General features: G+C 53.8%; 10 protein-coding genes. 5 read left to right on the top strand and 5 right to left on the bottom strand.

Translation table 11 applies throughout. The features are described from left to right. Positions 1 to 1,574 (bottom strand): PAS domain S-box protein (locus FP815_07600; protein ID MBA3014806.1); only part of this gene is annotated, 1,574 nt, incomplete at its 3' end. Further along, a complete protein-coding gene (gene modA, locus FP815_07595; GenBank protein ID MBA3014805.1) occupies positions 1,575 to 2,369 on the bottom strand; it encodes a molybdate ABC transporter substrate-binding protein in 795 nt (264 codons plus the stop codon). Between the two features lie 440 nt (positions 2,370 to 2,809). Here modA and FP815_07590 point away from each other — a divergent pair, with 440 nt between their 5' ends. Beyond that, positions 2,810 to 3,064, top strand: coding sequence for a hypothetical protein (locus tag FP815_07590; GenBank protein MBA3014804.1), 255 nt, complete (start codon positions 2,810 to 2,812; stop codon positions 3,062 to 3,064). A 71-nt stretch (positions 3,065 to 3,135) separates the two neighbouring features. On the opposite strand, the gene FP815_07585 is transcribed toward FP815_07590, so the two are convergent. Then, positions 3,136 to 4,026, bottom strand: a complete 891-nt coding sequence (locus tag FP815_07585; GenBank protein MBA3014803.1) for a methyltransferase domain-containing protein — start codon at positions 4,024 to 4,026, stop codon at positions 3,136 to 3,138. 531 nt (positions 4,027 to 4,557) lie between these two features. Between FP815_07585 and FP815_07580 the strand changes: the two genes are divergently transcribed. The 3 genes from FP815_07580 to FP815_07570 all read left to right on the top strand — a co-directional run bounded on the left by FP815_07580 (position 4,558) and on the right by FP815_07570 (position 7,650). Then, the gene (locus tag FP815_07580; protein MBA3014802.1) at positions 4,558 to 6,681 is read left to right on the top strand and encodes an RNA-binding transcriptional accessory protein; all 2,124 of its coding nucleotides are present in this window, start codon (positions 4,558 to 4,560) and stop codon (positions 6,679 to 6,681) included. 78 nt (positions 6,682 to 6,759) lie between these two features. Beyond that, positions 6,760 to 6,960 (top strand): YwbE family protein, encoded by a 201-nt coding sequence (locus FP815_07575; GenBank protein ID MBA3014801.1) that lies wholly within the window; start codon positions 6,760 to 6,762, stop codon positions 6,958 to 6,960. Further along, positions 6,961 to 7,650, top strand: coding sequence for a spermidine synthase (locus FP815_07570; protein ID MBA3014800.1), 690 nt, complete (start codon positions 6,961 to 6,963; stop codon positions 7,648 to 7,650). 32 nt (positions 7,651 to 7,682) lie between these two features. On the opposite strand, the gene FP815_07565 is transcribed toward FP815_07570, so the two are convergent. Together FP815_07565 and nhaR are read right to left on the bottom strand one after the other, a co-directional pair. Beyond that, the gene (locus FP815_07565; protein MBA3014799.1) at positions 7,683 to 8,474 is read right to left on the bottom strand and encodes a class I SAM-dependent methyltransferase; all 792 of its coding nucleotides are present in this window, start codon (positions 8,472 to 8,474) and stop codon (positions 7,683 to 7,685) included. A 57-nt stretch (positions 8,475 to 8,531) separates the two neighbouring features. Further along, positions 8,532 to 9,485: a transcriptional activator NhaR gene (gene nhaR / locus FP815_07560; protein ID MBA3014798.1), complete on the bottom strand. Its 954-nt coding sequence runs from the start codon at positions 9,483 to 9,485 to the stop codon at positions 8,532 to 8,534. 362 nt (positions 9,486 to 9,847) lie between these two features. On the opposite strand from nhaR, the gene FP815_07555 reads away from it, so the two are divergent. Then, a partial coding sequence (locus FP815_07555; protein ID MBA3014797.1) for a cation-transporting P-type ATPase occupies positions 9,848 to 10,283 on the top strand: 436 nt, incomplete at its 3' end.

The following is a 10,283-nucleotide window of genomic DNA, read 5'->3' as shown; positions in this document are numbered from 1 at the left end:
TCGGCCAGTTTCCGCTCCGTAATATCACGCACCACCGACAGAACCCGGCCGCATCCTCCAATTTCCGACCCCTTCAGAGAAATCTCCACCCAAAAATACTCTCCGTTTTTACGGCGGGCTTGCCAGACGAAAATCTGCGGCCCATCAGTAACCGCCTTTCTGATCATTGCCGCTGCTTTCTCTCCAGTATACGGCGAGGCGTTGCTGCTCAGCTCCCCAAAGGGACACTCCAAGGCCTCCTTCCTGGTGTAACCGTACATCTCGGTCATAGCCAGGTTGAGGTCGAGGATGGTGCAACTGTCAGCGTCATGAAGCAGAATCGCCTCGCTGGTGGCATTAAAAATCTCCAGATAGTTCCGTTCACTCTCCTTTTTAGCCTGCTCTGCCAGGATACGTTCGGATATCTCCTCTTTAAGTTGATAATTGGTTATGTTAAGCTCTTTAACCAACTGCATCAGGGTGCGGATATCCCGAGCCACCAGGATAACGGCCACAGGATTTCCCTCCTGGTCAGACATGGCAGAGCCTGAGATCGACATGGGGATCTGTTCGCCTGATCGGGCGTGAAAAGAAACATTGAGATCCCTGATGCCGTCCTTGCCCGTCAGTGTCATCAGGTCCAAATCTTCCCCCAGCGCTTCCGTGATAATGAACTGAAGCGATTGGCCAATGAGTTCGCCTTCATGGTAACCTAACAGCGAGCACGTGGCAGAATTGACCGTTTGAATGGTACCAACCGGGGAAACAACGATCAGAGCATCAACCATGGAAGCCAGGATGTTGTCGATGTAATCCCGGGCAGAGACAAGTTGCGTGCGCATCCGCAAAAGGTTGGCGGCCATCTCGTTGAAAGCGTGGGACAAATCGCTAATCTCGTCACGAGAGGTCACCGGCAGGGTGAGGTCCAACCTGCCGCCGCCGATTTCTCGGGCAGCGTCCCGCAAGGCACGCAGGGGTTTAGAGAGCCAACGAGAGATAAAGATGCTGAGAAGAAGCGCGAATAAGAGCATGATCCCGCTGGCTGTGATCAGCGCCTTACGGGCATGATAGGTTTTTTCTTTAGTGGCTGCCAGTTTTTGAAAACTGGTTGCAAATTCACGCTCGATGTGCGGGTTGACCGAGCTTACGAAGACTTCCAGTAGGCCGTCGATCTTCTGTCGCACCTCCAGCTCATCTTCTCGCTTACTCTCGTCCCTTTGGAGCAGGAGAAGATAACCGGCAACTGAGCGACTGAACTCCTCGATCAAGCTATCAATCTGGCTCCCAAGCTCTTCACCTCCGTGAAACAGACGGTGCATGGTCTTAAAAGTGCTGAGGGTGGCGAGAGACTTTTCTATCTGTTCTTTGGTCTTGTTGTCTCTTCGATCATTGTACCGGTCGGCAAGAACCACGACATGATAAAGTTCTGTTGTCATCCTAGCCAGAGCGATATTACCCGGCAATACCTCTCCCGCCACCTCCTGAAAGGTAGCGACCGTCTCTTCCTGGACAAGGAGGCCGGAACCGTAACTGACAACCAAGATCAACATGGAAACCAGGAGGAAAGCGCACAACAGCTTTTGTTGGATCTTCACCTATTTGACTCCAAACCCGTGCCTGGCGAAAATAGCTTGACCCTCGGTAACCAGGAAGTTGGCGAACAGAGCCGCAGATTGAGGGGACGCGCTGGTGGTCATAACCGCTATCCGGATCTCCTCTACTGTGTTGATAGCAGAGGGGATCTCCACTCGCCTCAGCCCTTTCCCTTCAGGCCATTGCAGCATATCGGCCCAAACCAGAGCAGCATCCACCTCCCCGTCGGCCACCAGTTTGATAAGTTCATTAACCGTCGTGCCGGTGATAACGATATTGTCCCGAAAAGCAGCCTGTCGGTCAGAGGCGTTAATAATCGCTTCCGCCACCTGACCAATGGCGCACATGTCCTTGTTGCCAACAGCAAGCTTGACCCCATCGGCCAGAAGGTCGGAAAAGGTCTGGAGGTTTTTGGGGTTATCGGCCCGAACAGCAAAAACAGGGAGATGATCAGCGACATAGCGGTCTTCTTTCACCAGATCTCCGGCACTGCTGATGTAGCCGGCCGAACCGGGAATAAAGAGATCCCCCTTACGGGTTTTTTGGATCGTAGAGAGCAAGGTCTCGCTGCCACCATAGATAATGGTAAGAGGATTCTCTTGATGCTGCTTCTCGAAAACCTGTTTGACCTCTTCCATAGGGAAGTCAAGCCCTTTGCCAACGTAGACGACCAACGGACGCTCGTCACGGCTGCATCCCACTCCGAGGGCGAGCCATACCCCTAGCGCTGCCAGCAGCACGACCTTACATATGTTTGTCCTCTGCTCCATGATCTGCAACTCCTTTAGTATAGTCATCTCCTATCTTGCTAGCGGTTCCCTACTGCTTATAATAAAATATCACAGCAATTAAAATAGGGACTTTTCCCTAAGGTGCCGCCCTCAGCAACATCGTCCACATCGCTTATTCGATTTTACTTCACCACGACTCCGAGAGGAGAACACAATATACCTGAGACTTTTTACTTGGTGGATTCAATCATCAAGGCATCCCGTCCGTTAGGGTCGTTAATGCCAAAGATTGTGTAATCGCAATAAAAATTCCCTCAGGACATTGCAATTCCTCCTGGAGTCGGGTTTCATTAGGGAAATGTGCATTGAATCGCCCTGACCAACAGAGATACTCTACCCCACCAGCATCATCTTGAAAATTTCCTTTACCCCAGAAATATTAGCCAGACACCCCCTTATCGAAACATTATCCCATCTCACGCAAAAGTCGCAGAGGACCACTCCGCATGGCTGAAATAATTCCGCACGATATCAAAGAAGACCTGAAAACGGCGACAATCCTCCATCAACGGGCTGCTTCCGATTACGAAAAATGTCTGGAGTTCAACAAACTGATGTCCGACCTCCTGGGGAGACTGGAAGACGCCGACTGTCATAAGACAGCCGGCAGGGTGATGGGTATCCTCATCGACTGCAACCCCAAAAAAGGGGCCTCATGCGAGAAGGCCACCCTGGTCGGCGACAAGGTGAAGAAATTGTAACTGCAGACGAAAATGCCGTCAAAATAAGCTTGCTCTGAATTGGAGGGGAGAATAACTCTGTCCCGTTTTTGCTAACGGATACGAGATACGCCTGGCCCCATCCCACCCTTTTTCTTGAAGACACGGATCTCGACATCGACATCCAGGGCCAACCGGTCGAGGGCAGCCACCTTGGCCTTGGTCGAACGATCAATGTTCCAGTAATAGGGGGTCATCGCCAACAGGTCCATAATCATCTGCTGACCGACAAGCTCAAGTTGATAGGTAATCCGCGACACAATCGAGGGGGAAAAAAGCTCTTCAGCCTTTTCGATGATCGAGGGCGCTGCATGCTCCCTGCTGATCGGATAGATGATCTCCCGCAGGCCGTTGAGGTGCCTCGGACCGGGACTTGCAAACACCAGACTTCCCGTCAGCTTGAGAATCCTGGAAAATTCAATGATGTTCACCGGCGAAAAGACATTCAGCACGATATCCAGAGAGGAATCCAAAAAGGGGAGATCGTTGATACTGGCAACCAACCAGGCTATGGTCCGGTCACGTTGAGTGGCCTGCCGCACCGCAAACTTGGAAACATCGATACCGTGGTAATCAATGGAGAGATACCCCCCGCTGCCCTGGGACAGAGCCTTCTTAAGGCGCTGAAGATAAAAGCCTTCTGCGCAACCGGCATCAAGAACACTACGCCCGCTGCCGCCCACCAAACCCGAAAACTCGATGCTGATAGCCTCGTTGATGGCGTCGGAGACTGGATCATAAAAGCCCAGATCAAGAAACCGTCTCCGGCTCTGGATCATTTCCGGGTCGTCACCAGGCTCTTTGGAGCGCTTTTTGTGGGCAAGCACAAGATTCACATACCCCTGACGGGCGGTATCGAAGCTGTGCATCGCGGCACATTGGTAGCCGTTCGTTGTGGGCAAAAGTGGTTTTCGACAAACGGGACACTGCAGAATGAAGGTCATACGCACATCCTTGCCTGGGCACTGATCTCATTGGCGTATGAGGTATGAGTCAGGTTGCAAAAAATAAATTGGTGAAGGTACTCAACGATATAATTTACAGAAAATACTCGAAAACTGATGAACTCGCAAAAAGTCACGGGATGGCTAAGCAGGTAAGCGAGCCTGCGAGACTCCGAAAGGGCCGATATACAAGGAGCGGGGTGTTTTGTGAATGAGGCAATACATATGGTATGCCGAACGAACAAAAATGCCACGCAACGCAGTAGATCGGACTTTTTGCGACGCCATCAAAACTTATTCATCAACAAGATACAAGGGAACAGTCTCGCGATAATCGTTCCCTGAACGGAGCCGAAGGGATCAGGGAGTTGGTTACGAGTCGTGACTTTTTGCAAGACCATCATAAATAATATTTTTTATACATACTGCCTAGCTGTCCAGGAACAAAAAAGAGGTCAAACCGACGATCAATTCATCATACGATAAAAAAACAATTGGCGCTAACAACGAAATATGAATACAAAAGCACTCATGAATCAACACCAAGCAATCATCGCCCAAGAGCTGAAGATCAAGAGCGACCAAGTGGCGGCCGTGGCCTCCTTATTGGATGCCGGGGGCACGGTACCGTTTATCGCCCGCTACCGGAAAGAGGCCACCGGCCTGCTGGATGAGACCCAGATCACCGTGATCCGGGACCGGCTGCTGCAACTCGGGGAACTCGACAAACGGCGGCAGGCGATCATTGCCTCTTTAAGCGAACGCGAACTGCTGGAGCCAAAGCTGCGCCAGGCCCTCCTTGCTGCCGCCAATCTAACCGTCCTGGAAGACCTCTACCTTCCGCACCGCCCCAAGCGCAGGACAAAAAGCATCATTGCCAAGGAAAAGGGCCTGGAACCTCTGGCCCGGAGCATCTTTCAGCAAGACCAGAGGCCGCTCAACCCCGAACAGTTCATCGACCAGGAAAAAGATGTAACCACTGTTGACGAGGCCCTGGCCGGGGCCCGAGACATCATCGCCGAATGGATCAACGAAGATTCCGCAGCCAGGAGGGGACTGCGGCAGCTCTTTGCCGACAAGGGAGTGATAATCTCCAAGGTGGTCAAAAAGAACCAGGAGGCGGGCGCTAAATTCCGCGACTATTTCGACTGGCAGGAACCCGCTGCAAAGGCCCCCAGCCATCGCTTCCTTGCCATGCTGCGCGGCGAAAACGAAAAAGCGTTGACCCTTACGGTCCGTCCCGCCGAAGAGGCAGCCATTAATTTTCTGCAGAAAAGATATGTCAAAAGCGGCGGTGTCGCCTCTGCCCAAGTCGATCTTGCCGCTCAAGACAGTTACAAACGGCTCCTTGCCCCTTCGCTGGAAAACGAGCTGCGCACCCACCTCAAAGAACGCGCAGACCATGAGGCGATCAAGGTCTTTGTCGAAAACTTACGTGAACTGCTGCTTGCTGCGCCCTTGGGCCGGAAACGGGTAATGGCGCTCGACCCTGGCTTTCGGACCGGGGCCAAACTGGTCTGCCTGGATCAACAGGGGAAGCTGCTGCACTCCACTACCATCTTCCCGACCCTCTCTGCGGACAAAAGCCGGGATGCCGGAAAGATCGTCATCGAACTGTGCCGGAAATACCGGATCGAAGCTATTGCCATCGGTAACGGCACCGCCGGCAGGGAGACAGAGTCTTTTGTGCGGGGGTTGAACCTGACGCCTGAACTGATCATCACCATGGTCGATGAGAGCGGCGCCTCGATCTACTCCGCCTCGGAGACAGCCAGGACAGAATTCCCTGATCATGACCTTACTGTGCGCGGCTCGGTTTCCATTGGCCGCCGGTTGCAGGACCCCTTAGCCGAGCTGGTGAAGCTTGACCCCAAGGTCATCGGGGTCGGCCAATACCAGCACGACGTCAACCAAGCGGCCCTGAAGAAGAGCTTGGACGATACGGTGGCAAGCTGCGTCAACAGCGTGGGTGTGGAACTGAACACCGCCAGCGCCGAGCTGCTGGCCCACGTCTCCGGTTTAGGCCCGACCCTGGCCCAAAATATTATCATCTTTCGCAATGAGAACGGTCCATTTTCCAGCCGGGCCGAGCTGCGAAAGGTTCCCCGGCTAGGAGATAAGGCCTTTGAGCAGTGCGCTGGATTTTTACGAATTCAAGGTGCAACCAATCCGCTGGACGCAAGCGCCGTCCACCCCGAACGGTACCGGATCGTCGAACAGATGGCCAAGGATTGCGGCTGTAAGGTTATCGATCTGGTCGAACAACCGGAGCGCCGGCATCAAATCGAGATCAGCCGCTATATAGCCGAGTCGGTGGGATTGCCGACCTTACAGGATATCCTGGCTGAGCTAGCAAAGCCGGGCCGCGACCCACGATCGACCTTCTCTCAATTTGCCTTTAGCGAAGAGATCAACAGTATTGATGACCTGCAACCTGGCATGCGATTGCCCGGCCTGGTCACCAACGTGACCAAATTCGGGGCCTTCGTCGACATCGGCGTCCACCAGGACGGACTGATCCACATCAGCCAACTGGCCGACCGCTACGTTAAGGACCCGTCGGAGGTGGTTAAGGTCCGCCAGCAGGTGCTGGTCCGGGTCATTGAAGTTGACCCCCAGCGTAAAAGAATCGCTCTTTCGCTGAAAGATGGCTGAAACGCTGGCACTTCACCACGCGGCAGCGCCAAACAACTGTAAACTACTACTGCTCCCACAACACATCCAGTGACAACCATGAACAATGGCATGAATCGAAACGACATCAAACCAGGCCTGCGGGTGTTCATCATCCTCAAAGAGGACCAGCGCTCAGGGAAGCTCACCGAAGGAATCGTCAAAGATATCCTGACCAAGTCCCTCTCCCATCCCCATGGCATCAAGGTGCGGTTGAAAAACGGGGCAATCGGCCGGGTCCAAAAAAATGGAGAACAATAAATGGCTCAGCCATGGCGGGTAGTTGACAGCATTGAAACTGATGAAGGGCTGCTCGAACTGAGGCAGCGGGGTGAGACGGATTTCCTGCTCACCATCGACAGCCGGATACTGATGAACTCCTCGGCCAACAGGTCCGAGATTGTTTTGGCGGAGCTTGCCTGCGCGCCCCTGAAGAAGAGTGATGCTCCGAGGGTGTTGGTAGGTGGCCTGGGCATGGCCTTCACCCTCAAGGCGGCCCTTGACAATCTCCCGACCGATGCCGAAGTGGTGGTGGCGGAACTTAACCCGATCATGGTCACCTGGTGCCAAGGACCCATGGCCCCGTTAACCAACGGCGCTGTAGACGATCCGCGAGTGACGGTAGTGATTGCTGATGTTGCTAAAGTAATTGCTGATGCCGCAAAAAAGAGCGAAGGAGAGCGCTTTGACGCCATTATTCTTGATCTCTACGAAGGCCCCTATGAAGGGGATCAGGGCAGGGGCAACTATCTGTACGGCAAAAAGGCGCTTGAGTTAAGTCGGGCCGCATTGAAAGCTGATGGGGTGTTTGCCGTGTGGGCTGAGGATCCGGACCAAGCCTTTGAAAAACGGCTGCAGGCAGCCAGGTTCACCGTCAACCGGCAACGCCCGGGCCGGGGCGGACGAAGACATGTAGTTTATATCGCCAGGAAAATGACCAAGGAAGGATAACGTCCTATTGGAGAGTGCGGCAAGCCTGACCTTTAAGGTCTGATCAGATAAACATCGAAACGGCCCGTTTTGCCGATAATCGCCATACTTGGGGTGGGTCCGGTAATCGGTTCCGCCTTGATCGGTCGCTTCACCACCACCCGTTCCCTGGCGCAGGCAAGGGCTGCCGCGAGCAGTTTGGGAGCATCGGGGTCATCGCCGACCAGCAGCCGTAAGATCCGCATCTCTTTTTTCACCAGGGCGCTCTTGGTCCGGTGCGGATACATGGGATCGAGATAGACTACTTCCGGCCGCTGTTCCACGACCATTTCCCCTAACAGACTGCAACTGTCGCCAACCAGCAACCTAAGTCGATCATTGATAATAGCGCCGACTACCGGATCATCGTTTGCCCGGGTAAGACCATCGGCCACCAAGGCGGCGATAACCGGTGAACGCTCAATGAGAGTGACCCGGCACCCGAGACTGGCCAACACAAAAGCATCACGGGCAAGACCGCCGGTGGCGTCGACCACTGTCGGGCAACGGTTTCCTTTCAATCCCACAGCCCGGCCCAGTTCCTGTTTGCGGCCACCACCGTGCAAACGGCGGAAGGCCATCGCGCCACCGACAAAATCGACAAAGACGGGACCTGACCCTGACCCCTTGGCGGCGGATTGACGCAGTTCCAGGTGTTCGTGCGTCACCGTAAGCACCAAAGGAAAGCTCGCATCCATAGTTGAGGTCACCGGCAGCCCCAGCCGATCGGCCAATTCTTGGGCCCTGGCGCAGATAAACGGTATTTCCGGGCTTGCCGCCACGGCGATTACTGATGAATGAACCATCTGCACTTTTCCACTGAACTGCTGGTTTAAAATTGTTAGTAAGCCCCGACCATCCAATCAATCCTGTACCAATAATGGCAGCTCATTGCTCCCCTCACCAGATATCGTCTTTTCGACAAAAAGATTGTGCCGTGCCGCCTCAAAGATCGCCGCCACGGCCGGGTGCTTGATAATCCGCTCAACCGAGATGGCATAGTAACGCTCTTTCACCGCCTGCGTCCGGCCAACGATCTGGACCTGATGCTGCCGCAGTACCTCCTTCTCAATGACCGTCGGCGCCACAAAGACTCCATCCCCTTCCTGGCCAAAGACCATCATCAAAGCGCTATCGTCAAATTCAGCAGCAATCGCCGGCCTGATGCCGAGGGAAGAAAACCATCTCTCCAGCGCGCCTCTCAGGGCTGTCATCTCCATCGGCAGGAGCATGGGCGCCTCGTGAAGTGACAGAGGAAATCCCGCCCGCAGGCCACTGGCAAGTCTCTCCACTGCAAAGAATGTAATGCCACACTCACCGAGCAGATGGCTGTAAGCCTTGACGCTCAAACCTGCGCGCAGTGGTGAATCACTCAATACCACATCAATGGTATGCATCGCCAGCTCAGCCAGCAGAGCGCCCTCCTTATCCTCAAAACAAACCAACCTTACCCGTTCCGGCAATTGCATGGCCGGCTCCAGTAATCTGCGGACAATAAATTTGGGCAGTACATCGACCACCCCTGCCTTGAGCGATAAGGGGCCGGCCAGAGGTCGGCCCCGAACGGTGTCCATCATCTCCCGCCCCAAGGAAAATATCTCGTCGGCATAGCGATACACCAGGCGCCCAAGATCGGTTGGCTCCAGATTGCGGCCCACCCGCTGAAAGAGCTTCCCTCCCATCGCCTCCTCCAGCCTCCCCAATTGAGCGCTGACTGTTGACGGCGCCAACCTGAGACGCACACAGGCTGCCGTCAAGCTGCCCTCGCGCATTACGGTCCAAAAATACAACAGATGATGATAATTAAGCCACTCCATAATAAATACCCGTTTCGTAACTGCTCAGGTTATCGGTTTACGGTTGACAGTTGACGGTGATTGGGTCCTGCCAATGGCTAAGAACACACTGACATTGAGTATCATGCGATAATTTATGACAAACCATGATTCTTTTAACCGTAAACCGATAACTGATTACCGTTACCCTGTGTAGTTACCAAGTTTCGTTAATTTCGAATCATTCTAATCGTATTTTCTAATTGTTCAAACTGTTTTTGTGCAGTATCTTTTTCTTTGCCTCTTGATACTATTCACCAATGGTACCTGGTTATTATCCAAAGGGGTGTTAGGTTACGCTCCGCTCATCCAACCTACAAAAAACACACAAAAGGAACGCATCCATGAAAGAACTCATCGCCCGGCACTGGCACCACCTGCCAAGTGCCGAAGTAATTGAACTGCTGGAAGGAAATCAGGTTAAGGGGCTTGACCGGTTCGAGGTCGAGCATCGTCTTGCAGAGTTCGGACACAACACCATCAGCGCCCAAAAGGGAAAGGGCCCCTTGCTCCGTTTCCTGCTCCAATTTCACCAACCGCTGATTTATATCCTCATCATCTCGGGCGTGGTCACCGGCGCACTCGGGGAATGGGTAGATTCCGGGGTCATCTTTGGTGTGGTACTGGTCAACGCCATAGTCGGCTACATTCAAGAGGCCAAGGCGGTCAATGCCTTAGCAGCCCTGGCCCGGACCATGACCACCGAAGCCACGGTCCTGCGTCAGGGAGAGAAAAAACGCCTTCCGGCCACCGAGCTGGTGCCCGGCGACATTGTCTTCC

Source organism: Desulfobulbaceae bacterium, assembly GCA_013792005.1.
Taxonomy (GTDB): domain Bacteria; phylum Desulfobacterota; class Desulfobulbia; order Desulfobulbales; family VMSU01; genus VMSU01.
This window is presented reverse-complemented; position numbering and strand designations above follow the sequence as displayed.

Excerpts from the sequence above, each read along its gene's own strand:
- FP815_07575 (MBA3014801.1), top strand. The coding sequence starts at position 6,760 with ATGAACAATGGCATGAATCGAAACGACATCAAACCAGGCCTGCGGGTG.
- FP815_07580 (MBA3014802.1), top strand. The coding sequence starts at position 4,558 with ATGAATCAACACCAAGCAATCATCGCCCAAGAGCTGAAGATCAAGAGC.
- FP815_07585 (MBA3014803.1), bottom strand. The coding sequence starts at position 4,026 with ATGACCTTCATTCTGCAGTGTCCCGTTTGTCGAAAACCACTTTTGCCC.
- FP815_07590 (MBA3014804.1), top strand. The coding sequence starts at position 2,810 with ATGGCTGAAATAATTCCGCACGATATCAAAGAAGACCTGAAAACGGCG.
- FP815_07570 (MBA3014800.1), top strand. The coding sequence starts at position 6,961 with ATGGCTCAGCCATGGCGGGTAGTTGACAGCATTGAAACTGATGAAGGG.
- FP815_07565 (MBA3014799.1), bottom strand. The coding sequence starts at position 8,474 with ATGGTTCATTCATCAGTAATCGCCGTGGCGGCAAGCCCGGAAATACCG.
- nhaR (MBA3014798.1), bottom strand. The coding sequence starts at position 9,485 with ATGGAGTGGCTTAATTATCATCATCTGTTGTATTTTTGGACCGTAATG.
- modA (MBA3014805.1), bottom strand. The coding sequence starts at position 2,369 with ATGACTATACTAAAGGAGTTGCAGATCATGGAGCAGAGGACAAACATA.